Origin of the sequence: Streptomyces sp. NPDC101776 (assembly GCF_044766845.1) — a bacterium.
Classification (GTDB): domain Bacteria; phylum Actinomycetota; class Actinomycetes; order Streptomycetales; family Streptomycetaceae; genus Streptomyces.
This window is the reverse complement of sequence record NZ_JBIWMV010000011.1, coordinates 26,317-51,551: the sequence shown is the minus strand read 5'-3', so window position 1 is coordinate 51,551 and position 25,235 is coordinate 26,317. Positions and strand designations below refer to the sequence as shown.

18 protein-coding genes are annotated in these 25,235 nt (G+C 70.5%); 11 read left to right on the top strand and 7 right to left on the bottom strand.

Annotated features, from left to right (window positions below; translation table 11 throughout):
• Positions 1 to 80: 80 nt before the first annotated feature.
• From ACIRRY_RS29960 to ACIRRY_RS29930, 7 genes are all read left to right on the top strand, one after another.
• Complete coding sequence (locus ACIRRY_RS29960; protein WP_200690319.1) at positions 81 to 359, top strand: YlxR family protein; 279 nt, start codon at positions 81 to 83, stop codon at positions 357 to 359.
• 146 nt (positions 360 to 505) lie between these two features.
• The gene (infB, locus tag ACIRRY_RS29955; RefSeq protein ID WP_403978480.1) at positions 506 to 3,721 is read left to right on the top strand and encodes a translation initiation factor IF-2; all 3,216 of its coding nucleotides are present in this window, start codon (positions 506 to 508) and stop codon (positions 3,719 to 3,721) included.
• Between the two features lie 137 nt (positions 3,722 to 3,858).
• Positions 3,859 to 4,152, top strand: a complete 294-nt coding sequence (locus ACIRRY_RS29950; protein WP_403978478.1) for a DUF503 domain-containing protein — start codon at positions 3,859 to 3,861, stop codon at positions 4,150 to 4,152.
• 38 nt (positions 4,153 to 4,190) lie between these two features.
• Positions 4,191 to 4,643 carry a 30S ribosome-binding factor RbfA gene (gene rbfA, locus ACIRRY_RS29945; protein WP_403978475.1) on the top strand — a complete coding sequence of 151 codons (453 nt, stop codon included), beginning with the start codon at positions 4,191 to 4,193 and terminating at the stop codon, positions 4,641 to 4,643.
• Positions 4,640 to 5,545, top strand: coding sequence for a tRNA pseudouridine(55) synthase TruB (gene truB / locus ACIRRY_RS29940; RefSeq protein WP_403978472.1), 906 nt, complete (start codon positions 4,640 to 4,642; stop codon positions 5,543 to 5,545). Before rbfA ends, truB begins: the two co-directional genes overlap by 4 nt.
• Before the next feature lie 267 nt (positions 5,546 to 5,812).
• Positions 5,813 to 9,397: a trypsin-like peptidase domain-containing protein gene (locus ACIRRY_RS29935; RefSeq protein ID WP_403978469.1), complete on the top strand. Its 3,585-nt coding sequence runs from the start codon at positions 5,813 to 5,815 to the stop codon at positions 9,395 to 9,397.
• 139 nt (positions 9,398 to 9,536) lie between these two features.
• Positions 9,537 to 10,529: a bifunctional riboflavin kinase/FAD synthetase gene (locus ACIRRY_RS29930; RefSeq protein WP_403978466.1), complete on the top strand. Its 993-nt coding sequence runs from the start codon at positions 9,537 to 9,539 to the stop codon at positions 10,527 to 10,529.
• Between the two features lie 75 nt (positions 10,530 to 10,604).
• On the opposite strand, the gene ACIRRY_RS29925 is transcribed toward ACIRRY_RS29930, so the two are convergent.
• The 3 genes from ACIRRY_RS29925 to eccE form a co-directional block, all read right to left on the bottom strand.
• On the bottom strand, positions 10,605 to 13,994 hold the full coding sequence (locus tag ACIRRY_RS29925; RefSeq protein WP_403978463.1) for an SCO5717 family growth-regulating ATPase: 3,390 nt from the start codon (positions 13,992 to 13,994) through the stop codon (positions 10,605 to 10,607).
• A 319-nt stretch (positions 13,995 to 14,313) separates the two neighbouring features.
• A complete protein-coding gene (locus ACIRRY_RS29920; RefSeq protein WP_403978460.1) occupies positions 14,314 to 15,060 on the bottom strand; it encodes a hypothetical protein in 747 nt (248 codons plus the stop codon).
• Positions 15,060 to 16,409, bottom strand: coding sequence for a type VII secretion protein EccE (eccE, locus tag ACIRRY_RS29915; protein ID WP_403978457.1), 1,350 nt, complete (start codon positions 16,407 to 16,409; stop codon positions 15,060 to 15,062). The genes ACIRRY_RS29920 and eccE overlap by 1 nt, the downstream gene beginning before the upstream one ends.
• Before the next feature lie 205 nt (positions 16,410 to 16,614).
• On the opposite strand from eccE, the gene eccB reads away from it, so the two are divergent.
• The 3 genes from eccB to ACIRRY_RS29900 all read left to right on the top strand — a co-directional run bounded on the left by eccB (position 16,615) and on the right by ACIRRY_RS29900 (position 20,184).
• On the top strand, positions 16,615 to 18,144 hold the full coding sequence (gene eccB, locus ACIRRY_RS29910) for a type VII secretion protein EccB (RefSeq protein WP_403978454.1): 1,530 nt from the start codon (positions 16,615 to 16,617) through the stop codon (positions 18,142 to 18,144).
• 111 nt (positions 18,145 to 18,255) lie between these two features.
• Positions 18,256 to 19,464 (top strand): type VII secretion-associated serine protease mycosin, encoded by a 1,209-nt coding sequence (gene mycP, locus ACIRRY_RS29905; protein WP_403979060.1) that lies wholly within the window; start codon positions 18,256 to 18,258, stop codon positions 19,462 to 19,464.
• Positions 19,465 to 19,575: 111 nt separating this feature from the next.
• Positions 19,576 to 20,184 carry a hypothetical protein gene (locus ACIRRY_RS29900; RefSeq protein ID WP_403978451.1) on the top strand — a complete coding sequence of 203 codons (609 nt, stop codon included), beginning with the start codon at positions 19,576 to 19,578 and terminating at the stop codon, positions 20,182 to 20,184.
• A gap of 20 nt (positions 20,185 to 20,204) precedes the next feature.
• On the opposite strand, the gene ACIRRY_RS29895 is transcribed toward ACIRRY_RS29900, so the two are convergent.
• From ACIRRY_RS29895 to ACIRRY_RS29880, 4 genes are all read right to left on the bottom strand, one after another.
• Entirely contained in the window at positions 20,205 to 20,741 is a 537-nt protein-coding gene (locus ACIRRY_RS29895) for a hypothetical protein (protein WP_403978448.1), read from the bottom strand.
• 74 nt (positions 20,742 to 20,815) lie between these two features.
• A complete protein-coding gene (locus ACIRRY_RS29890) occupies positions 20,816 to 23,134 on the bottom strand; it encodes a hypothetical protein (protein WP_403978445.1) in 2,319 nt (772 codons plus the stop codon).
• Between the two features lie 154 nt (positions 23,135 to 23,288).
• Positions 23,289 to 23,801, bottom strand: a complete 513-nt coding sequence (locus tag ACIRRY_RS29885; RefSeq protein WP_403978442.1) for a hypothetical protein — start codon at positions 23,799 to 23,801, stop codon at positions 23,289 to 23,291.
• A gap of 132 nt (positions 23,802 to 23,933) precedes the next feature.
• Positions 23,934 to 24,122, bottom strand: a complete 189-nt coding sequence (locus ACIRRY_RS29880) for a hypothetical protein (protein WP_403978439.1) — start codon at positions 24,120 to 24,122, stop codon at positions 23,934 to 23,936.
• A 691-nt stretch (positions 24,123 to 24,813) separates the two neighbouring features.
• Between ACIRRY_RS29880 and ACIRRY_RS29875 the strand changes: the two genes are divergently transcribed.
• Positions 24,814 to 25,233: a hypothetical protein gene (locus tag ACIRRY_RS29875; RefSeq protein WP_403978436.1), complete on the top strand. Its 420-nt coding sequence runs from the start codon at positions 24,814 to 24,816 to the stop codon at positions 25,231 to 25,233.
• Positions 25,234 to 25,235 lie beyond the last annotated feature (2 nt).

Genomic DNA, 25,235 nt, shown 5'->3' with positions numbered 1-25,235 from the left:
CGAGTGGCTTAGATCACGACAACAACCGTTCGATTCTTCCCCCGCAGGGGTGAGGTCGGTGCGGGGAGGTAGACTTAGCAGTGTCTGGCCGGACGCGAGCCCGCGCATGCCCTGAACGCACCTGTGTGGGGTGCCGGGAGCGAGCGGCCAAGAGAGAACTGCTGCGGATCGTGGCGGTCGAGGGCGAATGCGTCCCCGATCATCGCGGTACGCTGCCCGGCCGGGGTGCGTATCTGCATCCCGCCCTGGTCTGTCTCGACCTGGCGGTACGTCGCCGGGCTTTCCCACGGGCGCTGCGTGCCCAGGGAACGCTCGACACAAAGACGTTGCGTCTCTCCGTCGAGCAGGCAACACCGTAAGAGCGAGTCGTACGGAACCTCCGTGCGGCCCGGTATTCCGCGAGTTGGAAGTAGGTCGAGATTGCGATGAGCACTCGATGAGCACGCGATGAGTACGCCCATGAAGTAGCGACGGTCCGGACGCACCCGGACCTAAAAGGAGCGAAGTGGCTAAGGTCCGGGTATACGAACTCGCCAAGGAGTTCGGGGTGGAGAGCAAGGTCGTCATGGCCAAGCTCCAAGAACTCGGTGAATTTGTCCGTTCGGCGTCCTCGACGATCGAGGCGCCCGTTGTACGCAAGCTGACAGACGCCCTCCAGCAGGGCAGCGGAGGCGGCAAGCCCGCCCCCGCGCGCAGTGCTGCCCCGGCCCGTCCGGGAGCCCCCTCTCCGGCGCAGGGTGCCCGTCCGGGTCCTGCCGCCCCGCGTCCGCCGGCCCCGAAGCCGGTCGTCGCCGAGAGTGCCGCCGCGGCTCCCGCAGCCCCGGCCGCGCCCGCCGCACCGGCCTCCGCCGGTGGTTCCGGCCCCCGTCCGGGCCCGCGGCCCGCGCCGCGTCCGGCCCCGGCCTCGCCGGCGCCGACCACGCCCGAGTTCACCGCGCCTCCGGCGGCACCCGCGGCGGCTCCCGCCGCCCCTGCCTCCACCGGCGGCTCCGGTTCCGCTCCCCGTCCGGGCGCCCCGCGTCCGGCGAGCCAGGCCCCCCGTCCGGGCGGTGCCCGTCCGGCCGGTCCCGGCCAGAGTGGTCCCGGTCAGGGTGGTCAGGGTCGTGGCGACCGTCCCGAGCGCGGTGACCGCGGCGACCGTCCCGGCGCACCCCGACCGGCCGGTCAGGGCGCGCGTCCCGGTGCTCGTCCGGCCGGTCCCCGTCCGGGCAACAACCCGTTCACCTCCGGCGGTTCCACCGGCATGGCGCGCCCCGGCGCTCCCCGTCCCGGTGCTCCGCGGCCCGGCGGCCAGGACCGTCCGGGCGGTGCTCCCGGCGGCGCTCCGCGTCCGCAGGGTGCAGGTCAGGGCGGTCCCCGTCCCCAGGGTGCCGCGGGCGGTGCCCGTCCGGGCGCTCCCGGCGGCTCGCGTCCCTCCCCGGGCGGCATGCCCCGTCCGCAGGGCGGCGCTCCGCGTCCGGGCGGTGGCCCCGGTGGCAACCGTCCGAACCCCGGCATGATGCCGCAGCGTCCCGCTGCGGGCAGCCCCCGTCCCGGTGGCGGCCCCGGTGGCCGCGGTCCCGGTGCGGGCGGCGGTCGTCCCGGCGGTCCCGGTGCCGGTGGCGGCGGTCGTCCCGGTGGCGGCGGCGGTTTCGCCGGTCGTCCCGGTGGCGGCGGTGGCGGTTTCGCCGGTCGTCCCGCGGGTCCCGGTGGCGGTGGCGGCGGTTTCGCCGGCCGTCCGGGTGCCCCCGCCGGTGGCGGCGGTGGCCGTCCCGGCTTCGGCGGTCGTCCCGGTGGTCCGGGTGGCCGTGGTGGCACACAGGGCGCCTTCGGTCGTCCCGGTGGTCCCGCGCGTCGTGGTCGCAAGTCGAAGCGGCAGAGGCGCCAGGAGTACGAGGCCATGCAGGCCCCGTCGGTCGGCGGTGTGATGCTGCCTCGTGGCAACGGACAGTCCGTCCGTCTGTCGCGCGGTGCGTCCCTCACCGACTTCGCCGAGAAGATCAACGCCAACCCGGCGTCGCTCGTCGGCGTGATGATGAACCTCGGCGAGATGGTCACTGCCACGCAGTCCGTCTCCGACGAGACGCTGAAGCTCCTCGCGGACGAGATGAACTTCGTCCTCGAGATCGTCAGCCCCGAGGAGGAGGACCGCGAGCTGCTCGAGTCCTTCGACATCGAGTTCGGCGAGGACGAGGGCGACGAGGAGGACCTGGTGGTCCGTCCGCCGGTCGTCACCGTCATGGGTCACGTCGACCACGGTAAGACCCGCCTCCTCGACACCATCCGCAAGACGAACGTCGTCGCGGGCGAGGCCGGTGGCATCACCCAGCACATCGGTGCCTACCAGGTCGCGACCGTCGTCAACGAAGAAGAGCGTCGCATCACCTTCATCGACACCCCGGGTCACGAGGCGTTCACCGCCATGCGTGCCCGTGGTGCCAAGTCGACCGACATCGCGATCCTCGTGGTGGCGGCCAACGACGGTGTGATGCCCCAGACGATCGAGGCGTTGAACCACGCCAAGGCGGCCGGTGTGCCGATCGTGGTCGCGGTCAACAAGATCGACGTCGAGGGCGCCGACCCGACCAAGGTGCGCGGTCAGCTCACCGAGTTCGGTCTGGTGGCCGAGGAGTACGGCGGCGACACGATGTTCGTCGACATCTCCGCCAAGCAGGGCCTCAACATCGAGAGCCTGCTGGAGGCCGTGATCCTCACCGCGGACGCCTCGCTCGACCTGCGGGCCAACCCGGAGCAGGACGCGCAGGGTATTGCGATCGAGTCCCACCTGGACAAGGGCCGCGGCGCCGTCGCGACCGTCCTGGTCCAGCGCGGCACCCTGCGGGTCGGCGACACCATGGTGGTCGGCGACGCCTACGGCCGTGTCCGCGCGATGCTCGACGACAAGGGCGACAACGTGGAAGAGGCGGGTCCCTCGACCCCGGTCCTCGTCCTCGGACTCACCAACGTCCCGGGCGCCGGCGACAACTTCCTCGTCGTCGACGAGGACCGCACGGCACGTCAGATCGCCGAGAAGCGCGCGGCGCGCGAGCGCAACGCCAACTTCGCCCGGCGCGGAGTCCGGTTCTCCCTGGAGAACCTGGACGAGGCCCTCAAGGCCGGTCTGGTGCAGGAACTCAACCTCATCATCAAGGGCGACGCGTCCGGTTCGGTGGAGGCTCTCGAGTCCTCGCTGCTCCAGCTCGACGTCGGCGAAGAGGTCGACATCCGCGTCCTGCACCGCGGCGTGGGTGCGGTCACCGAGTCGGACATCGACCTGGCGACCGGCTCCGACGCGATCGTCATCGGCTTCAACGTCCGCGCTGCGGGCCGCGCGGCGCAGATGGCGGAGCGCGAGGGCGTCGACGTCCGGTACTACTCGGTGATCTACCAGGCCATCGAGGAGATCGAGGCGGCCCTCAAGGGCATGCTCAAGCCGGAGTACGAGGAGGTCGAGCTCGGTACGGCGGAGATCCGCGAGGTCTTCAAGTCGTCCAAGCTCGGCAACATCGCCGGTGTCCTGGTTCGCTCCGGAGAGGTCAAGCGCAACACCAAGGCGCGCCTCGTCCGCGACGGCAAGGTCATCGCGGAGAGCCTCAACATCTCCGGTCTGCGTCGCTTCAAGGACGACGTCACCGAGATCCGCGAAGGGTTCGAGGGCGGTATCAACCTCGGCAACTTCAACGACATCAAGGTCGACGACGTCATCGCGACGTACGAGATGCGCGAGAAGCCTCGCGGCTGATCGTCACAGCACGCGATCGGGGCCGGTCGGCGGGGAGAGAATTCCGTCGATCGGCCCCGGCCGTTGCGTGTACGGTTCCTGTATCGGCGTCCAAGACCGGCGCCCATACCCCGAACCGGCGGGACATCCGGACACACATGTATGTGGGGACTCTGTCCTTCGACCTGCTCCTCGGCGACGTCCACTCGCTGAAGGAGAAACGCTCTCTCGTCCGTCCGATCGTGGCCGAACTCCAGCGCAAGTACGCGGTGAGCGTGGCCGAGACGGGCAGTCAGGACCTGCACCGCAGAGCCGAGATCGGGCTCGCGGTGGTCTCCGGGGACACGGGACACCTCACCGACGTACTGGACCGCTGCGAGCGACTCGTCGCCGCGCGGCCCGAGGTGGAACTGCTCTCGGTTCGACGCAGGCTCCACAGCGACGAAGACTGAAGCAAGCAGCACGAAGTAGTTACTAAGGAGACGGACCAGTGGCCGACAACGCGCGCGCCAAGAGGCTGGCGGACCTCATCCGAGAGGTGGTGGCCAAGAAGCTGCAGCGCGGGATCAAGGACCCGCGGCTCGGCACCCACATCACCATCACGGACACCCGCGTCACGGGTGACCTGCGGGAGGCGACCGTCTTCTACACGGTCTACGGCGACGACGAGCAGCGCGCCGAGGCGGCCGCGGGTCTGGAGAGCGCCAAGGGCGTCCTGCGCTCCGCGGTGGGCACGGCGGCCGGCGTGAAGTTCACGCCGACCCTCACCTTCGTCGCCGACGCCCTCCCGGACACCGCCAAGACCATCGAGGGCCTCCTCGACAAGGCCCGGCAGTCCGACGAGAAGGTGCGCGAGGTCTCGGCCGGCGCGGCCTACGCGGGCGACGCGGACCCGTACAAGAAGCCCGGCGAGGACGACGACGAGGACGACGCCTCCGAATGACCGAGAAACCCCGGACGCCCGACGGCCTTGTCATCGTCGACAAACCGTCGGGCTTCACCTCGCACGACGTGGTCGCCAAGATGCGCGGCATCGCCCGCACCCGCCGCGTCGGGCACGCAGGCACCCTCGACCCCATGGCGACGGGCGTGCTCGTCCTCGGAGTCGAGAAGGCGACAAAACTCCTGGGCCATCTCGCGCTCACGGAGAAGGAGTACCTGGGCACGATCCGCCTGGGCCAGACGACCCTGACCGACGACGCCGAGGGCGAGATCACGGGGTCGACAGACGCCTCGAAGGTCACCCGGGACGCCGTCGACGCCGGGATCGCCAAGCTCAGCGGCCGGATCATGCAGGTCCCGTCCAAGGTCAGCGCCATCAAGATCAACGGCGTGCGCTCCTACAAACGGGCCCGCGACGGCGAGGACTTCGAGATCCCCGCCCGCCCCGTCACCATCTCCTCCTTCGCGGTCTACGACGTCCGGGACGCCGTCGCCGAGGACGGCACCCCCGTCCTGGACCTGGTGGTCTCGGTGGTCTGCTCGTCCGGCACCTACATCCGGGCCCTGGCCCGCGACCTGGGCGCGGACCTCGGCGTGGGCGGCCACCTCACCGCTCTCCGCCGTACCCGCGTGGGCCCGTACAAGCTGGACACGGCCAGGACCCTGGACCAGCTCCAGGAGGAGCTGACCGTGATGCCGATCGCCGATGCGGCCGAAGCGGCGTTCCCGCGCTGGTCCGTGGACGACCGGCGGGCCAAGCTGCTGCTCAACGGTGTCCGCCTGGACATCCCCGAGGAGTACACGGGCGTCGGCGCGGTGGGTGTCTTCGACCCCGAGGGCCGTTTCCTGGCGCTCGTGGAGGAACAGAAGGGCAAGGCCAAGAGCCTCGCGGTCTTCGCCTGAGAGTCAGTCGTCGGGCCGGGCGGGTTCTCAACTCCCGCCCGTGGAGCGGCGGTCACGGGGTCTACGTTCCCGCCGCTCCACGGTCCCCCCTCGGTTCCCCCACCCCTAGGGTGTATCCAACCCTCCGCTTCTATTCACCCGTCCGGGCAGGCGCTCGGAGTGAACCGAGGGAGCGGAAGGGGGCGCGTTCACCACGCGATCTGTCCCGCTGATCACGCCACGCCTACCGTCGAACACAGGGCACGGGTACGGCGGGGAGGTTCGACCATGGCGGGACGTGGCCCGCGGACGGGCGGCGGCCGTCGGACGCGGGAAGCGGTACGGGAAGAGCGGCCGACGCAGGCCGCCGCACCGCCCGTCGACGACGCGACCGGTGACTCCGCCCTGGTGCGCATCCGCGACCTGGCCGGGCGCCCGCGCGGCACCGGATTCGTCGCGGACCACCACGGCACGGTGATCACCAGCCACGAGGCGGTCGACGGCCTGCCCCGCCTCCTCCTGCACGCCGCCGGCGACCGCACCTGCCTCGTGACCGCCGACGCGGTGACCCCGCTGCCGGCCCTCGACCTGGCCCTGGTCCGCACCGAGGGCCTCGGCGTCGACCCGCTCCCCGTCACCGTCCGGGACCGCGTGGAGACCGGCACATACGTCCGTGTGGCCGCGGACCGCTGGCGCGAGGCACGCCTCCTGGGCGCGACCTCCGTGACGTACACGGCCACCGACCGCTTCCATCTCCTGGACGACGCCCTGGAGTTGGCGATCGGCACGGCAGGCCGGGACGCGCTGCGCCTGGGCGGCGGAGCGGCCGGCGGACCGGTCCTGGACGCCGAGACCGGCGCGGTGATCGGCATCCTCGGCACAGCCCTGCAATCCGGCCAACGGGACACGGGTTTCGCGGTCCCGCTACGCCAACCGCCCACCTCCGACTCGGCGTTGACCGCCCTCCTGACCCGCAACGCGGCGACCGTCCCCGCCTACGGCGCCGACCTCAACCTGGCCGGGGTGCTGGAACTGACGGCGACCTCGGTGGGCTCGGACGGCCCACCCGGGGCGCTCGCGGGCTTCGTCGGTTCGGGCCGCGACGTCGACGGGGCATACGTGATCGAGCCGGTGGAACGCCCCGAAGTGGCACGGGAGTTCGCCCGCTTCACATCGAGCCCGGCCACCGTCCTCGCCCTCGTCGGCCCACCCGGCAGCGGCCGTACGACGGAACTCGCGGCGCTGGCCGCCCGACGCAACGGCGGTACCGAACCGGCCCCCACTCTCTGGCTGCGCGGCGCCGACCTGCGCGACGGCGACGACTCGGTGGCGGACGCGGCCCGCAGAACGCTGGAACGAGCGGCCCGCATCCTGGCCGCCTCCGTCGCCCTCCCCGGCGGCCTCGGCGACGTGACCCCCGAACGACTGGCACGCGTCGCACGCGACGCCGGGCGCCCGCTGCTGCTGTTGCTGGACGGACCTGAGGAGATGCCGCCGGTGCTCGCGCATCGGTTGGGGGAGTGGACCGGGGGGACGGGGGAGTGGTTGCGGGGGAGTGGGGCGCGGTTGGTGGTGGGGTGTCGGGCGGAGTATTGGGAGGGGGCGGGGGCGGGGTTTTCGGGGGAGTTGTTGTACGACCCCGGTCCGCATGCTTCAGCCCGTCCGGCGGTTGAGGACGAGGCCGTTCAGGCCGAAGGGGGGTCTGGGGACGCAGCCTCCGGGGCGGTGCGTCCACCGTGCGTTCACCTCGGAGACCTGGGCCAAGGCGAAGCCCGCCGAGCCCGCGCAGCGTACGCCGTTCCGGACGGTGTCCTCGCCGACACCGATGCCCGGCATCCCCTCGCCCTCCGCCTTCTCTCCGAGGTGCTTGCCGCGCTGCCCGCCGCCCCGGGTGTCCGACTCGACCGCGACGACGTGTTCTCGGCCTACCTGGACCTCATGTGCCTGCGGATCGCCGTTCGGCTCGCCGCCGAGAACGGCCTGCGCGGCACCTCCGTTCGGCGGCTCGCCGCGAAGGTGTCCGGGCAGGTGCACGAGGCGGCGCGGCGCAGTCTCGGCCCGGGGCAGGGGGAGTTGGACCGGGAGTCGTTCGAGGCGGTGTTCCCGTGGGGACTCGCACCGGCGCGGCTCGGCGGCGGTACCGGGTGGGCCTCAGCCGTCCTCACCGAAGGGCTGATCGTGCCCGCCGGTACCGGATACCGCTTCGCCCACGAGGAGTTGGCCGACTGGATCCAGGGCACGCACCTCGACCTCGACGAGGCACTGAGGGCCCTGGTCCACCGCTCCAGGACGCCACGCGCGGGACATCCACTCCCCGTACCGCACCACCGCATCGGCCCGGTCGTACAGGCCCTGCTGCTCCTCGCCCGGCACCACGGGACTCGCCAACTGGCGCTACGGCTGGAGGAGTTGGCGGACTGCCTGGCCGCCGACCCGGACTCCTGGTGGGCCGCGCGGCTGCTCGCCGAGGTGGTGCGCCGCGTGCCCGACGCGACGCCGTACAGGGGAGCACTGCGGCTGCTGGCCGACCAGTTGGTGCAGAGGAGGGAGCAACAGGCAGCCGTACCAAAGGAGTTCGCGCCGGAGTTCTGGACCGCGCTGAATCTCCCGGCGGCCGAGCGCTTCGCGTTGCTGCGCCGACTGGTCCTCGCCGACGGCCCCCCGCAGGACCGCACCGGGCCCCGATTCCTGGACACCGCCGCCGAGTTGCTCGCCGCCGACCCGGTCACCGTACAGCCGCTGCTGACCCGTTGGTTCGAGGACGAACGGCCGTTGCCCGCGACGCCCGACGCGACCGTGGCGACGGCCGCGCAGGCGCTGCTGCACACGCACAGACGGCGGGCGCTGGACGATCTGACGGAGGTGCTCGTCGGCTGTGCGCACGGGCGGGCCGACGAACTCCTCGCCGTGCTCGCCGAGGAGGAACCCTCGGCCGTGTGCCGGGCCGTGGACCGGTGGGCGCACGACGAGCGGCCGGGCCGCCGGGTGGCGGCGGTGGCGTACGGACTGCGGGCCGCCCCGCACGTACGGACCGAGGCCGACCGCGAACTCCTGCGCTACGCGGCCCAGTTCCTCCTCGCCCGTCCCGCCGACCGCTCGCTGCACGGCGGCGCCCTCGCCCTCCTCGTCCGCGATCCGCACACCCGCGCCCGCCATCTCCCGCAGGCGCTACGGCACTTCGCGTCCGGCGACCCGCAGTTCCCGCCCGGCGCGCTGGCCGCCGCCCTGACCACCGACCCCGAACCGGTCCTGGAGGCCTTCCGCGCCCGCCTGCACGGACCGCACGCGAGCGAGGCGGTCCGCACCCTCGCCGACATCACCACGCCCGCCCTCGCGAACCGGGCCGCCGTCCTGGTGCGCGAGACCGCCGTACGGTGGCCGGAGACGGTCGGGTACCTCGGCGTCTACGTCGACCGCTGCCTCGACCACGGCCCCGCCGCCCGGGCCCTCCTCCTCCCCTTGGTCACCGGCCTCCTGGACGGCGGCCCGGCCTCGGCGCGGACGGCTCTCGCGGCCGTACTGGCCGCCCCCGGCACCACCGCCTCCCGCCCCCTGCGCCGCGAACTCCTGGAGTTCCTGCTGACGCACGAGCACGACCCCGCCGTACTCGACGCACTGCTGCACACGGCAGGGCGGCGCGACGACGACGAGATCCGTGACCTCGTCCACCGGACCGGGCGGCTGCTCGTCCGCACCCCCGCCGGAGCGACCCGTTTCGACCGCGGGCTCGTCGATCTGGGCCGCCATGTGCCCGGCTTCGCGGCCCTGATGGCCCGCTGGCTGGCCGACACCCCGGAGGACTGGGCCGCGGTGGTCGGACCCAGCACCCGGCGCATGATCGAGAACCTGGCGGGGGTGGGGGTTCCCGTATAACGGGCTCGGTACGTGCGCCCGGTCACAGCCTCCATGCCGATGCGGGTCACAGGCCCCCGGCATGGCACCCTTAGACCTGCGTAAGAGGTCGACGACACAGGTCTACATACGGACACGGGTTCGATGAGGAGCGGTCACAGTGCAGCGCTGGCGTGGCTTGGAGGACATCCCTGAGGACTGGGGGCGCAGCGTCGTCACCATCGGTTCTTACGACGGGGTCCACCGCGGGCACCAGCTGATCATCCGGCATGCCGTGGAGCGCGCCCGTGAGCTGGGCGTTCCCTCCGTCGTCGTCACCTTCGACCCGCACCCCAGCGAGGTCGTGCGCCCGGGCAGCCACCCGCCGCTGCTCGCCCCGCACCACCGCCGCGCCGAACTGATGGCCGAGCTGGGGGTGGACGCGGCGCTGATCCTGCCGTTCACCAAGGAGTTCTCGAAGCTGTCCCCGGCCGACTTCGTGGTCAAGGTCCTGGTGGACAAGCTGCACGCGAAGGCGGTCGTCGAGGGCCCCAACTTCCGCTTCGGCCACAAGGCCGCGGGCAATGTGGCCTTCTTGATCGAGCAGGGCAAGACATACGACTTCGAGGTAGAGGTGGTGGATCTTTACGTGAGCGGTGCGGCGGGCGGTGGTGAGCCCTTTTCCTCCACACTGACCAGGCGTCTGGTCGCCGAGGGCGACGTCGAGGGCGCCCGCGAGATTCTCGGCCGCCCGCATCGGGTGGAGGGTGTCGTGGTCCGCGGCGCCCAGCGCGGTCGCGAAATGGGCTTCCCGACGGCCAACGTCGAGACCCTGCCCCACACGGCGATCCCGGCGGACGGCGTCTACGCCGGTTACCTCCACGTCGAGGGGGAGGCCATGCCGGCCGCGATCTCCGTCGGCACGAACCCGCAGTTCGACGGCACCGAGCGCACGGTCGAGGCGTACGCCATCGACCGCGTCGGCCTCGACCTGTACGGCCTGCATGTCGCCGTCGACTTCCTCGCGTTCGTGCGCGGCCAGGCGAAGTTCGAGTCGCTGGAGGGCCTTCTGGAGCAGATCGCACAGGACGTGAAGCGCTGCCGCGAGCTGATCTCGGCGGACACGGACACGGACACGGGCACGGGCACGGGCGAGACCGGGGACGCCGGGTAACTGTTCTTGTTTCTACGACGCCGAAGGGCGGCCGGTGCCTGTGGGCACCGGCCGCCCTTCGCGTTCGGCGGTGGGTTACTGCTGCGGGGGTGCGGACGGCGGGGGCGGGGTGCCCTCCGGCGGCTGGGCATGGCCCGGGTGCTGCGGGTAGGACTGAGCCTGCTGCCCCGGGTGCTGGGGGTAGGGCGGCGCGGGCTGCTGGGCGGGAGGCTGACCTTGTCCCTGCTGAGGGGGGTAAGGCTGCTGGCCGTAGGGCTGCTGGCCCGGCTGAGGCTGCGGTTGGTGTTGCCGCGGGGGGTACGGAGTCTGCTGACCCGGAGCGGGCTGGCCCGGGTACGGCTGCTGTTGCGCCGGATAACCCTGCTGCCCGGGATGACCCTGCGCCCCCGGGTATCCCTGTGTTCCGGGGTAACCCTGCTGGCCCGGCATCGGCGGAGCCGCCACGGGGGGCGGGTTGCCGTCGCTCGTCCACAGGCCGTGCATCTGCTGGTGGCGGACGAAGTCCTCGGCGACCAGGGCGGCGAGGTGGAAGTACGACTCCCGGACCTTCGGCCGCATCATGTCGAGGTCGACCTCCGCGCCGGCGGCGAGATGCTCGTCGAACGGCACGACCACGACACCCCGGCAGCGCGTCTCGAAGTGGCTGACGATGTCCTCCACCTTGATCGTCTTGCCGGTCTCGCGGACACCGGAGATGACGGTGAGGGAGCGCGAGACGAGGTCCGCGTACCCGTGCGCCGACAGCCAGTCCAGCGTCGTACTCGCGCTGCTCGCACCGTCCACGGACGGCGTCGAGATGATGATGAGCTGGTCGGCGAGGTCGAGCACACCGCGCATGGCGCTGTAGAGCAGACCGGTACCGGAGTCGGTGAGGATGATCGGGTACTGGTTGCCCAGCACGTCGATCGCGCGGCGGTAGTCCTCGTCGTTGAACGTGGTCGAGACGGCCGGGTCGACGTCGTTGGCGATGATCTCCAGACCGGAGGGCGCCTGGGACGTGAACCGGCGGATGTCCATGTACGAGTTGAGGTACGGGATCGCCTGGACCAGGTCGCGGATGGTCGCGCCGGTCTCGCGGCGCACGCGACGGCCGAGCGTGCCGGCGTCCGGGTTGGCGTCGATCGCGAGGATCTTGTCCTGGCGCTCGGTGGCGAGGGTGGAGCCGAGCGCGGTGGTGGTCGTGGTCTTGCCGACGCCGCCCTTGAGGCTGATGACCGCGATCCGGTAGCACGACAGCACCGGCGTCCGGATCAGCTCCAACTTCCGCTGCCGCTCGGCCTCTTCCTTCTTGCCGCCGAGCTTGAAACGGGAGGACGCGGCACCGGGGCGGCCACTCTTCGCCCTCTGCTTCTTGTTGCTGAGCAGCCGGTCGGACGACAGCTCGACGGCAGCGGTGTAACCCAGTGGCGCCGCACCGGGGTTGGTCGGCTGCCGATGGTCGTGCTGCATGGGCTGCGGCCAGGCGGCGCCGGTGCGGGGATCGATCGGGGGGTGAGCGGGGGGCTGGGGTTGAGGGTGCGACTGTGCCTGCGCCTGCGGCTGCGGCTGCGGCTGTTGAGCCTGCGGGGGCAGGTCGGGGCGGCCCTGGGGACCACCGGGCTGCGGGTGCGGTGCGCCGCCGGGTCCGCCTTGCGGGAAAACGGGCGGGTTGCCCGCGGGTCCCGCTTCAGGACCGGGAGTACGGGGGAAGCCGTAGCCGCTCTGCTGGTTGGGCGGAGCCTGTTGTGCAGGCGGCTGCGGGAAGCCGTAGCCGTCTTGGTGGTTCGGGGCGGTGGGGCTGGGCTGACCCTGTTGCGCGGGGGCAGCGGGGAAGTCGTAACCGCCTTGCTGGTCTGGGGTGTTGGGGTTGGGCTGGCCCTGTTGTGTCGATGGCGGTGGGAAGCCGTAACCCCCCTGTGGGGCGGGTGTGTTGGGGGTCGGCGGCCCGTGCTGTGCGGGCGCTTGAGGGAAGTCGTAGCCGCCCTGCTGGTTCGGGGCGGCAGGGTTGGGCTGGCCCTGAGGTGCGGGTGGTTGCGGGAAGCCGTAACCGCCTTGCTGGTCCGGGGTGTTGGCGGCGGGCTGGCCCTGTTGTGTCGATGGCGGTGGGAAGCCGTAACCCCCCTGTGGGGCGGGTGTGTTGGGGGTCGGCGGCCCCTGCTGCGCGGGCGCTTGAGGGAAGTCGTAGCCGCCCTGCTGGTTCGGGGCAGCGGGATTGGGCTGGCCCTGTTGTACGGGGGCCGGGGGGAAGCCGTAACCGCCTTGCTGGTCCGGGGTGTTGGCGGCGGGCTGGCCCTGTTGCGCCGATGGCGGCGGGAAGCTGTAGCCGTCCTGCGGCGGTGCGGTCCAGGAGGCGGCCGGGGCGGGTTGCGGTGCCTGTGGCTGGAACGTGGGCTGCTGTTGGGGCGGCAGCGGCGGCTGCGTCGGGGGCGCGACGGGCTGGTGCGGCACGGGATGCGGGGGTGCCATGGCGCTCAACGGCGCGGGCTGCGGCTGGACTTGGGGTTGCGGCTGGTCCTGGGCCTGCCCCTGGGGCTGTGCGGGCCACTGGTCGGCCGAGGGCGGCGCGGCGGGCTGGTAGGAGGGCGGCAGCGGCGGGACCCCGGTCTGCGGGGTCGGCGGGCGGGTCCAGGCCGGCGGAAGGGGCGGTACGCCAACGGCGGCACCCGTGGCCGGAGTTGCTCCCTGGGGGGAGTCGGCCTCCGGCGTGGACGGGGGCGCGGGTGTCGTGGCGTCGGGGTTGTTCGGCTCGTCGTCCGGGGCGCCTGCCTGGTCGCCCGCCGGGGTGTCGGCCGAGTCGGCGGGGTCCGGCGTCGACTCGGAGGATGCTTCGCCGCTCTCGTCGGTGGGCGACTCCGTGCCGTCCTCGTCCTGAGCGCTCACCTCGGCGCCGTCGGTGCCTTCGGTGTCGCCGTCCTCCGGTGCTTCACCGTCGGCCGGAACCGGCTCACCGGCTGCCGCGACCTCCGGGTGCTGCCCTCCGGTGCCCGATTCCGCGCCGTCGGTACCTTCTCGGGGGCCCTCGGCCGGGGCCGGGGCCGGGGCCGGATCGGCCGGGGTCTCCGCGGGCCCTGATGCCGCATTCGGGACCACACCCCACTCCCTGGCCTCCCGCTTCAGCGAGGCCGCGGAGATCCGCATGGTGGAGCCGCTCACGAGGTCGCCGTGCTCCGCGTCCTCGTCGTCCTCCTCGTCGGGGAGCGAGGGAGCCCAGCCGGACTGGAAACCGGCACTCTCGGGCAGCGTCGGCACCGCGAACGGGAGGCCGATCGGCGGCGCCGGAGGCGGTGGCGGGGTGGCCGTGCCGCTCGGCGGGGTCGGAGCCTGGGGCGTCTGGGCAGTCGCGCCCGAGGAGTTCTGCGTGTACCAGGCCGGCGGCGCGTAGTCGATCGTGAACTCGCCCGTCATCTCGATGGCGGACTCGTCGTCGGGCTGGTCATCGCCGGGCGTGGCCCAGCCCCCGCGGATCCCGTCCCGATCGCTGCTCACAATTCCTCCTGGTGTGGTCGAGCACCCTCATGCCGTGCCGGGGCGACGGTTCGCACCGTCCGATGCGCCGGGTTGTCCCCCTGGGGCCCCTGGGCCACGCACCACCCGCTCGCGGATACTCGTGACGTGCCCCGTCCCAGCCTAATCACCAAAACCGTGGACTCGGCAGGCCCGCCCACCCCTTCGTGCGCGCACGGCTGACCGAGACCGGCGATAGCGGATCAAATCCCCCTGGAAAACGGCCAAATGGGACGGTCGGGGTATCTCGTTCTGTTCGCTCGGTGCTGTCGGTCCGCTGGGCAACCGGTCGGTCCGCCCGTCAGTCCATCCGGCGGGCCACGCCCAGCAGACCGACCTCCGCCTCCGTCGGCTGGGTCAGCACGTACTGCCGGTCCCGCTCCGTGCACCACAGCGTGACGCCGTCCGGCAGCGTGGGCAGTGCGTCGAGCTCCGTGCGCGGCAGGCCGATCACGCGCCCGATCTCCGCCGCCTCGTCCGGCGACACCCGCTGCACACCCACCAGCCGCGCCTGCCGCATCAACCGCGGTGCGACCGGGCTGAGATACGGCAGCAGCGTGAGCACGGACTGCCACGGCGCCGACGTCACCCGCCCGCGCGGCGGCCGCATCCCGCAGTCCCGCACCACCAGCACCGGCGTACCGGCGGAGGCGCCCTGCGGGGGGACGCGGCCGACGTCGTACACCGCGAGGCCGTTCTGTCCGCCGCCCATCGCGTGCACCATCTGCATCCAGGCCTGCGGGCGTCCCGTCTCGACGGCGACCCGCGCTCCCGTGGCCGCGGCGCGCAGCGCCAGCACCTGGGCCGTCCAGAGGCCGCTGATCAGCAGGATGTCGTACGGCGTCGGGCGGTTGACCCCGAGCACGGCGGGCCGGCCCTCGGGGTCGATGCCGACCACCACGCCGTCGTCCCCGATGGGCAGCGACAGCGCCTCGACCTGGTCGACGGGCAGCGTGTGCCGGGGATGGCGCGGGCCGAGCAGGCCGATGCCGGCGCGCAGCCGGGAGGTGAGACCGGTGGCCCGGGGTTCGGTGGGTGTCATGGTCATCAGCGGGCACCTCCGAGGGGCAACGTGGCGAGAACGCCGGGGAGTTGTTCACGGTCCAGGCGGGCGAGGCCGGTCCGGGCCTGCCGGGCGGCCTGCTCCAACTCGCGCCGCGCGTCGGTCAGTTCCTGGTTGCTGCGGCCGGTGATGCGCAGATGCCCGGTGAGCGCCACGTCCTGTCGCTCGCCCCGGGCCAGCGTCAGACTGAACGTCGTCGCCAGCGCGGGGACGGCGGTCAGCTGCGCCACCAACTGCGCCAACGAGGCGCCGGAGTCGCCCAGTTGGGGCCAGCGGCGCACCCAGTAGGTGGTGTGCCGGCGGTTGTCGCAGCGCCAACTGCGGCTGGACTCCTCGGTCCGCCGCTGCGGCGCCTCGCTCCGCCCGGCCTGCGCGGTCACCATCGGGTTGGCGCACGCGGAGGTGGCGATCGCGGCCGTCAGCTCCTCCTCCGAGAGCACGGTGGCCCGTAGCCCGGCACCGGACAGCCGGCTCGACAGATGCTCCGCCGAGCGCGCCAGGCACTTCTGCGCGCCGATCAGTCCGCCGCCGCGCGCGGCCACCGCCTCGGGGCACAGCTCGGGGTCGAGCTTCAGCGCGATCCAGGTGATACGGACGGCGGGGGAGCCCGTCTGGGCCTGCAACGGCGCGTAGTTGCTCACCACGACCGACTGCTGCGGCAGATGCAGCGCGGGCGCGGGCTGTGTGTGCACCACGATCTGCGCGGATTCGAGATGGATTCCGTCGACTTCGAGGGTGTCCCGTACGAGACCCACGGGCAGCGGTCTGCGCCCGCGCTCGGCACGCAACGCGCCCGCGTCCGACTCCACTTGGAGCACCGCCGTGAGGAAGTCGCCGTCGCCGACCATCCCGACCGGCCGCTGATCGCGGTCGTCGCCGCGGTGGTAGCTGTACGTCCGCAGGTTCGGGTCGCACTCCACGGCGGGCGCGAGACCGGCGTCGGTCCCCGGCGGCACCGGGGTGCTCGCGGCCCGCCGGGTCCGGGCGCGCAGCGCGAGCAGCGTGCCGAGCCACTCCGGCAGGGAGCGCCCCCGGCGTCGTACGACAGCGAGGAGGACGAGCAGCGCGGCGAGCGCGATCGCGGGCACGAGCGCCATCGGACCGACGAGCCAGCCGGACACCACGAGCGCGGCGGCGAGCTCCAGCAGCACCAGCCGCTGGGTCGTGAACGAACCCCCGCGCCCCGAGCGCGACTTCAGACGCGGCGTGAAGGAACCGGATCCCGAAGCCGATGCCGATCCGGAGGTCGACGCAGATCCGGAGGCCGGTGTCGATGTCGATCCGGATGTCGGTGCCGATTGCGATCGCGACCGGTTCCGCGTTGCTGAAGCCATCACTCCAAATCCCCCGAACTCTCCCGAACTTCCCTGCTCTCCGGTCTCCGCAGAGCCAGAGCACCCTACCCGTGACACAAGCACACCCGCGCAACAGGCATAGTAGGGGGCGGGTCTGACACCAGAGGTATCAGAGGCAATCGGGGGCAGGGACCGTATCTCCACAGGTCCTCCACGGCTCCGCACGGGGAGAGAGCGGACACAGATGGCATCACGGCGCGACGAACTCAACGCCTACACCTTCGCGAAGCGCCGCACGCTCGCGTCCTTCCTCCAGCCGTCGCCGTCGGGCTCGGACGAAGGGGCCCCGAAACCGCTGAGCGCGCTGGTGCCCGGTCTCGTCGTCGGCGTGGTGATCCTCGCGGTGTTCGGCGGCATCGGCATGTTCAAGCCGACGGCCCCGAAGGGCTGGGCCACCCCCAACGAGCACGTCATCGTGGCGAGCAAGTCGACCACGCGGTATGTGGTGTTGGAGACCGACAAGGAGGTCCAGCTCCACCCGGTGCTCAACATGGCCTCCGCCAAGCTCCTCCTGGACCCCGGCAAGGACACCGTCATCACCGTCGACGAGAACGTCCTCGACAGTGGCAAGCCCCCGCACGGCGCGACCATCGGCATCCCGTACGCCCCCGACCGCCTGCCCTCCGACGGCGAGGCCGAGGCGGCGAAGCGCTGGGCGGTCTGCGAGAGCCCCTCCGCCGGCGGCCGGTCCATTCAGAAGGCGGCGTTCGTCCTCGCCGAGAAGGACTGGTCGAAGACCGAGGGCGGCGGCAGGCTCTCCGGCGGCGACCTGATGTACGTCGTCGGTCCGGACGGCAAGCACCAGTACGTCGTCGACGCCAAGGGCACCGCCTACCCGCTGGCCGATCCCTCCGACAAGGAACTCCTCAAGGCCCTCGACACCCAGAGCCGCGCCCCGCAGCGCGTCTCCCAGGAGTGGCTCGACACCCTGCACAAGGGTGACCCGGTCGAGATCCCGAAGATCACCGGCACCCCGGGCGCGGGGGCGAACGCCCTCGCCGCTCCGGAGGTCCGGAAGTACGACAAGGTCGGCGAGGTCATCAGCGCCAACGACGGCCAGGCACGCAGGTATTACGTGGTGCTGCCTGGCAAGGTGGCGGGCATCTCGGAGTTCGTCGCCACGCTGCTGCTCAACAGCAGTGACCTCCTCCAGGCCGGACAGACGGGCGAGGCACAGCCGGTCAGCCCGGGCGCGGTCACCGACAGCACGACCTTCGAGGCCGACAAGAACTGGCCGACGTACGCACCGAGGATGGTCAACGACGGCGGTAGCGCCGCGAACGGCCGCAACACCGTCTGCAATGTGCTGCGTTCGGTCGGCAAGAGCAACAGGACGACCCTCTCCACCTGGGTGGGCACGGACTTCCCCGCCTCCCTCCCCACCGGTTCCTCCAGTGCGTACGTCACGGCCGGCTCGGGTCAGCTCTACCGCCAGGTCATGGGCACCGAGGCCGACGCGGGCCCGGTCTTCCTGGTCACCGACACGGGCCTGCGCTACGCCCTCCAGTCCAACAGCGACAGCGCCACCGTCGACAGCGGCATCGGTACGACGGCCAAGCAGCGCAAGGAAGAACTGAACGAGGCCAAGATCGCCCAGACCCGCCTCGGCTACGAGAAGGTCGTCCCGGCCCCCGTCCCCGCGGAGTGGTCGACGTTCCTGCCGACGGGCCCACGCCTGTCGGAGGCGGCGGCACGGCAGCCGCAGGGTTCGTAGGCGCGACACGGGAAGGGCGGGCAGGGTGGGGCAGGTCAGGGTGGGGAAGGGTTTGGAAGGGTTCAACTCATGCTGATCTCGCGGACGTTGAGGGTCACGGCGGCGACCTCGATGGTGGCCGTACCGCTGTTGGTGTCGCCGTTGTCGGTGACCCCGGCGTGGGCGGACGACGGCCAGTGCACGTTCCCGTCGAAGCTCTACGCCAGCCGCCCCTGGGCGCTGCAACGCGTCAACCTGGACGAACTGTGGGCGCAGTCCACCGGCAAGAACGTCAAGGTGGCGGTCATCGACACCGGGGTCGACGTCAAGAACCCGCAGTTGAAGAAGGCGGTCGACGCGTCGGCGGGGGAGAACCTGCTGCCCCCCAAGAACGCCAAGGGCGAGAAGATCGACCGCGGCAACAACCAGGGCACCACCGACACGGTCGGCCACGGCACGCGCGTGGCGGGCATCATCGCGGCCCGCCCCGCCAAGGGAACCGGCTTCGTGGGCCTGGCCCCCGACGCGACGATCATCCCGATCAAGCAGAACGACGCGGAGGGCGACGGCACGGCCGCGACCCTGGCGACGGCGATACTCGACGCCGTCAAGAAGGGCGCCGGCGTCATCAACATCTCCCAGGACACGGCGAACGCCGTAGCTCCCGCCGACAGCCTCGAACAGGCTGTGAACTACGCCCTGAAGAAAGGGGTCGTGGTCGTCGCCTCGGCCGGTAACGACGGCCTCGGCGGCAACGTCCAGATCACCTACCCGGCCTCCTACGACGGCGTCCTCGCCGTGGCGGCCTCCGACCGCAACAACGAACGCGCCTCCTTCTCCCAGTCCGGCGAGTTCGTCGGCGTGGCGGCCCCGGGCGTCGACATGGTCTCCACGGTCCCGGGCAACGGCCACTGCTCCGACAACGGTACGAGCTTCTCGGCGCCCTATGTCGCGGGCGTGGCCGCCCTGTTGAAGTCCAAGTACCCCAAGTGGTCGGCCCAGCAGATCGTCGCCCAGATCGAACAGACCGCGGAACGCTCCATCTCCGGCCACGACCGCCTCGTCGGCTGGGGCGTCGTGGACCCGGTCAAGGCCCTGACGGACGTGGACCCCGAACACCCCGTGGCAACCCCCGAGCCCGAGGGCGGCGTGGCCAAGGGCGAGGCGCCCTCGGTCGCCCCCCTCCACTTCGGCGAGACGGCGGACGAACGGGATCTGCGGCTGGGGACGTATGTGGTGGTCGGGGGGCTGGTCGTGGTGGCGGGGTTGGGGGGGACGGCGGTGGCGGTGCGGGATGTGCGGCGACGGCGTGGACGGGTGACGGGCGGGACGGGCAGTTGACGGTCCGGTGCCTGGTCGTTGTCGGTCCGTGGTCGGTGTGCGCCCCCAACAACCTCTACCTGATGGGCAGTTGACGGAAGTGAACACCAACGACCTGGTGACGGGCGGCCGATGGACACGCTGACCAAGCTGAACGTGTTCGTCCTCGTCCTGTCCGCCGTACTCCTGGCCATGGCCTGTGTGAAGGCGGACCGGGTGCGGGCCTGGCGGGAGGGCATCAACCCGTCGGCCCCCGAAGTTCCCGACGCCTCCTTCACGGTGGCCCGTGTCGTCCTCGTCGCGATGGCCGGCCTCGGTGTCTACTCGGCCCTCCAGGGGTTCGGCGTCTCCGACGACCTGGCGTGGAGCGAGGGCGAGTTGACGAGCGCGGTACGCGGCGCGACGGACGACCTGGACGGCTTCACGTTCCAGGTCGACCAGGCGGACACCCCGCTCTACTTCGACGACTACAAGTCGCTGATCGAGGACAAGGTCGCCGAGAACGGCGGCGGCGACGCCCCGCAGACCGGCGTCTCCGCCGAACCGTCCGACACCGACACACCCACCGAGGCCAACCTCACCGTCACGGCACACGGCACGGACAAGGCGTTCTGCGCGCATGTCGTCCGGGTGCGTTCGAAGGCGCACGACTACACGCCGCCGGGGATCACCGGCGGCGTGGGGACGTTGACGTATCCCGGGTATCGGTTGACGGTGGAGACGCGGGAGGGGGCGTGTTGACGGGCAGGACGGTGGGGGCGTCAGTCCCGGCAGACGTCGGTCTTCGCGACGGTGGCCGCGTACTGCTCGACGAGCCGCCGCAGGTCCGACGCGGCTGAGGCATGGGTGGCGCGCGCCGTGACCCACAGCGAACTGTCCGACGACGCGGAAGCGGGGCACCCCACCTTCGCGACGGCGCCGGTCTTCGAATAGATCAACTGCCCGTTGTCCGCGGTGGAGTCATTGGGATCGACACCGATCGCGGACATGGCCACGTCCCTGGCGGAGGCGCCGGCCGCTCGTTTCTCCGTGCTGACGGAGAGCACCGTTTTCCCGTCGACCTGGAGTCGGCAGCGCTGCACTCCGACCGAGGACGTCGGCTGCGCGCTGATCTTCTTCCCGGGCGGCAGTACGGGTTCCAGCGTCGTACTGGAAATCCTGGTGCCGCACAGATCCTTCGGTACGGCGTACTCGCGTGTGGGGGACGGCGAAGAGCAGGCAGCCGATACCACGACGAGGAGCGCCGCTCCGAAGGCGACAACGGCATGACGTCGTCCGCTGCCCGAGAGTCCCTGCATCGCGTTGTCCAATACCGTTGGTGATTCTGCCGGTGGGTGGGGGAGTCGTGGATCGGTCACGGATCGGTCAGCCATCAGTCGGGGATCTCGGTGTCCATGTCCTTGGCCATCGCGTGAATGTCGGTATTCGCGTCGCTGAAGCCGGTCGCGGTGCCTTCACTCACCCAAGTGTCGATCTTGTCCGTGTAGTTCGCGTGATGGGCCTTGGCCGCTTCGCTGGCTGCCAGGTAATTCACGTTGGTCGTCGTGTCCTTCACGGTTTCCCAACGCGTCGCGATGTCACCGCCCACCTCTGAACGGTATTGACCGGATTCATCCTTGTAGAAATCCTCCAGTACCACCGACGTCACGGTTCCCGCGACGCCGCCGACCACGCCGCCGACCACGGGACTGGCGATGAAGCTCGTACCGATGCCGACTCCGGTGCCGACAATGCCTGAGATCGTGTTCTTCTTCTGATTCACGGCGTTGTCGAAATCGCCGTCCTTCTCGTTGGCCGGGCCGAGGACGGCCTCCTGTCGTCCCTGCGCGAGAAGACCGCTGAACTCTCCGGACTTGCGCGAGATGCTCGTGATCGTTTCCTGCGCGTCGTGCGGGTAGCGATGTGCGTTGGGAAGATCGGGATTCAGGTGATAGTCCATCAAGCTGGCCGTATAGGCCTTTTCACCCACGCTCAGAGCGCTGTAGCCCTCGGGATTCTGGCTGACGGTGACGAGGAATCGGGTCACGGCACTGTGGTCCAGCTTCGCGTCCTCACCGGCGAGCGGGAACAGCAGGTTCCACCCGGATGTCCCGTCCCTCACCTCCGGGCCGTCGGCCATCGCCCGGTGGATGTCGGGAAGATACTCGGACCCGATCTGGCCGATGCTGTCCGACATGTAGGAGTGGTCCTTCAGCCGAGCGGGGTCGTCGGCAATGGAGTTGACGATCTCCCTCATCAGGCCGGCCTGTGCCGCGGTATGGGCCGACGTGTTGTCCGCCGTGGGCATCTCGCCGGCCGGATGCCCCGTGGTGGCCGCCTCCAACGCCTGGGCCAGATTGTTCTGACCGGTGTGGATGTCGTCCCCATGGAGGTCGGTCTCCTGGGGCCAGTCCCTTTCCTCGAACAGGTACTGGAAGTTGGAGAGCGAGACCTTGCCCTTGTAGTCGTTCTCGTCGTCCGAGTCCCGCTCGAAGGGGTTGTCCGGGTTGTCCTTCGAGACGTACTCCTGGTTGAAGAACGAGGTAGCCGCGTCAGGGCTGTTGGACAGGCCCTTGAGGTAACCGGTCAGCGGATCGGAGCCGCTGTCGTCCCCGATCCGGTTCAGCCAGGGATCTCCGCCCATGAGCTGCCAGAACCCGTTGCGGTGCACGCCGTTGCCGGTGAGCTTGCGTTCGGTCTCCATGAGCTTGGTGCCGTAGTCCTGAAGGAACCGGTCGTCGTAGTCGCCGGCCCGCATGAGGTTGCTCATGACCTGGAAGCCCATCGGGCCACCGCGGTCGCCGTACAGCGGCTTGTCGCCGAGGGCGATCATCGTGCGCTTCCAGTCGGCCATCGCCGCCGAGTCGCTCTGCGACGCGTGGGCCAGCGTCATGCTCAAGTTGCGCTGCAGATCGTCGAATTGATCGAGCCGCTCGCGCCCCAGTTCGTAGTTCCCCCTGTTGGCGTCCGTGATCCCGGTCCAGAACTCCAGCGTCTTCTGCGGCCCCAGATGCGTGGCGAACCGCTCCGCGAAGAGTTCGTCGCCGCCGTACTTCTTGAGCCCGGCGTTGAGCCGGTCGAAGTCCGCGACCGTCAGATCGTCGGGGTTCTTCTTCGCGAGCTCGGCCAGCTCGTCGGCTTCCCTGACGGCCGCGGCGGCGTCGTCCCGGTTGGCGTAGTCGGCGTCCGTGAAGCCCAACTGGCTCTGATCCGCGATGGCTTGGAGGACCGTCTTCGCCGTCTCGTCGCTCTCGGTCGCCTTGTTCAGAATCCCCTGGAGCTGATCCCGGAGCGCGGTGATCTCGCTCGCGTTGTCCTTGTCCCCCTGGGCGCGGCCCTCCGGGGGAACGTTCGTGGTGACCGTGAAACCGCCGTCGTAGCCGATGACCGTGAGGTTCTTCTTCCGGCCGCCCTCGATGGCATCGACCAACTGCCCGTGGTAGCGCTTCAGTTCGTCCCGCGTGTCGCTGAGGATGTTGTGGATCGACTTGGCCTGGGTGTGGGCGTCGGCGAACTCACCGGCGGTCTTGCCGATGAACTCCTTGGACACCTTGGCGTTCACACCGGCCCAGTCGGCCTTGTTGGCGGCCTGGTGGAGGTCGTCCTCGGCGTCCTTCTTGAGTTCCTCAAGGTGCCCGACGAGCGTCGACCAGTCGGTCACGGCGTCGTCGAGCAGCTTGAAATTCGCGTCGCGGAGAGCGTCGAGTTGCATGGGTACGTGTCCTTGGAGAAGGCGAGAGAAGCGAGGGGGGAGGACGGAGGGGAGGAGGGGGGAGGAGAGTACGGAACCGGCGCCGCCGTCCGGCGGTGCGACTGAGCCGCTGTCCGCCCGGCGGTCACTGCTCCCTCTGGTCCTTCTAGTCCTTCTAGTCCTTCTTTTCCTTGTCTCCGGAATAGACGGGATTCTTCTCGCCCGGCAGGCCGACCCGCTCGTCGAAGCCGGCGTCCAGCGCGTCGATACTGCTCATCTGCCGCTGGATATAGCCCTCGTCACCGGCGTGCAGCTTCGTCGTGGTGTGCATGTGGTTGGAGATCTGCGCGCACGCGTCCATCAGGGACTTGAGCTGCTCCTCCCACCGCGCCGACACATGCTGGAGCCCGGCACCGAGCGCGAACCCCTGCTTCGACAGATCACCGGCCGCGGAGTCACTGCTGGGCACGGCGACGCGCGCCTTGTCCCACAACTGGTTGTAGAGGGAGTTCGCGGCACTCCCGATCTTGGTCAGGTCCTTCTGCCCGACCCGGAGATCGCCGTACTCCGCGGGCAGTACATAGGGCCCGTACGTCCCGCCGCCACCGTCGACATGGTTCAACCGCATGGCAGGCGACTGCCGATCAGCGGCCTGAGCCTTGAGCTGCTCCCACTCTTCCCACGCCATGGACGGACCTTCCCCCGTGTGCTCGACACCCGAACTCCGGTCAAGCTAGCAACCTGCTCCGGGTAAAGTCCTGGCCAGGTCCGCAATGCGGCGATTGTCGGGGTGTGAAGTTTCGGGGAAGACGCCACGGGTTCAGGTGAACTTCCTCAAGTCGCCCAAGGGTGCCGGGAGTTCGCTCTCCTGAAGGCAGTCCATCTGCCCGGAGAGCTTCACGGCGGCGCCGCTCCCGCCCGGGGCTAACGGCAGCTGGTTCACCTCCGTCTTCGCCGAATGTCGCTCCGCCGCCCGTGCCTTGAGCTGCTCCCACTCGTCCCATGCCATGCGTGGATATCTCCCCGTTACCGCCGTATTCCGATATGCCCCGTAGTTTGCGCTTTGCCCAATGAGTGCGTTCGTGGCCGGGGTGAAGTGGGCGTCAACGCGGCAACTGGTTTGTCAGGCTCAGGTTTTGTAGTCGCAAAGATCATTCGATGCCGTGTTGTCGGCGGGAGGGGTGGGTCGCCGGGGCGGGTCCCGGGGCGTGCTGTCGCCCGTCACCTGCTGCGTGTCGGCTGTCGAACGCTCCGACGGCCGCCTCTGGCGTGGTGCGGCGTCGGCCTGGCTACGGCTGCGGCCATGAGGGAGGCGGCGTACGGAAGTTGCCCGTTCCGGCGGCCCGTAGCGTGTGGAAATGTGATGAAGATCGTGAAGCGTGACGTGTTCGAGGAGGTTGGCCGTGGTCACGGTTGGGCGGCCGGAGGATGGGTAACGCCATCAGGGGCCGTGTGACCGGTGGGAGTCGAACCGGCGAATCGGGCAAACTGTGGCGTCCGGGCCGGTTGCGTAACTGAGTTAACACACAGCTCGGTTGGAGCCGATGTACAGGTTGACTACAGTGGTAAACGCGTTGTCAGGTGCGGCTCGGTTTGCGATCGTACGGTGAGCGGATGGGATTGGCGCGGCTTGGCCGTGCCGATGGATGTACGGGGAAACGGGGAGGGGCGTCGTGGTTCCGGCGGACGTGGTGGGGGGCGTGTCGGATTCCAGGGCGAAGGACCTGGAGGCGAGCAGCGAAGCGCTGACGGACTTCGTGAGCCGGGTGGACAAGGTCCTGAGTGATCTTGAGAGTTCGGCCGGGAATCCGAAACGGGTGGGTGCGCAGACGGTCAGCGCGGGGTCGATCCACAGGGGTGGGCGTGGCGCTTTCCACGAGGCGGACGGCCTGTACGACGAGTACCACGCGGTCCACAACAAGCTCACCTCCCTGTCCAAGACGCTGCATCTGCAGATCGAGGCGATCGGCATCGCCGTGCAGGGTGCCAGGGGAACGTTCGACGGGGTGGAAGAGGATCAGCGGCGGCGGTTCTGGGAGATCCAGACGGAGATCGCGAGGATCAACACCGACTCGGGTCCCGAGCGCACCAACACCGCCAACTCCGGGATGAGTGGGTGACG

Coding starts and splice junctions, on each gene's coding strand:
- eccB (WP_403978454.1), top strand. CDS start 16,615: ATGGCATCACGGCGCGACGAACTCAACGCCTACACCTTCGCGAAGCGC.
- eccE (WP_403978457.1), bottom strand. CDS start 16,409: ATGGCTTCAGCAACGCGGAACCGGTCGCGATCGCAATCGGCACCGACA.
- ACIRRY_RS29950 (WP_403978478.1), top strand. CDS start 3,859: ATGTATGTGGGGACTCTGTCCTTCGACCTGCTCCTCGGCGACGTCCAC.
- ACIRRY_RS29900 (WP_403978451.1), top strand. CDS start 19,576: ATGGACACGCTGACCAAGCTGAACGTGTTCGTCCTCGTCCTGTCCGCC.
- ACIRRY_RS29880 (WP_403978439.1), bottom strand. CDS start 24,122: ATGGCATGGGACGAGTGGGAGCAGCTCAAGGCACGGGCGGCGGAGCGA.
- truB (WP_403978472.1), top strand. CDS start 4,640: ATGACCGAGAAACCCCGGACGCCCGACGGCCTTGTCATCGTCGACAAA.
- ACIRRY_RS29895 (WP_403978448.1), bottom strand. CDS start 20,741: ATGCAGGGACTCTCGGGCAGCGGACGACGTCATGCCGTTGTCGCCTTC.
- ACIRRY_RS29935 (WP_403978469.1), top strand. CDS start 5,813: ATGGCGGGACGTGGCCCGCGGACGGGCGGCGGCCGTCGGACGCGGGAA.
- ACIRRY_RS29890 (WP_403978445.1), bottom strand. CDS start 23,134: ATGCAACTCGACGCTCTCCGCGACGCGAATTTCAAGCTGCTCGACGAC.
- mycP (WP_403979060.1), top strand. CDS start 18,256: ATGGTGGCCGTACCGCTGTTGGTGTCGCCGTTGTCGGTGACCCCGGCG.
- ACIRRY_RS29885 (WP_403978442.1), bottom strand. CDS start 23,801: ATGGCGTGGGAAGAGTGGGAGCAGCTCAAGGCTCAGGCCGCTGATCGG.
- ACIRRY_RS29920 (WP_403978460.1), bottom strand. CDS start 15,060: ATGACCATGACACCCACCGAACCCCGGGCCACCGGTCTCACCTCCCGG.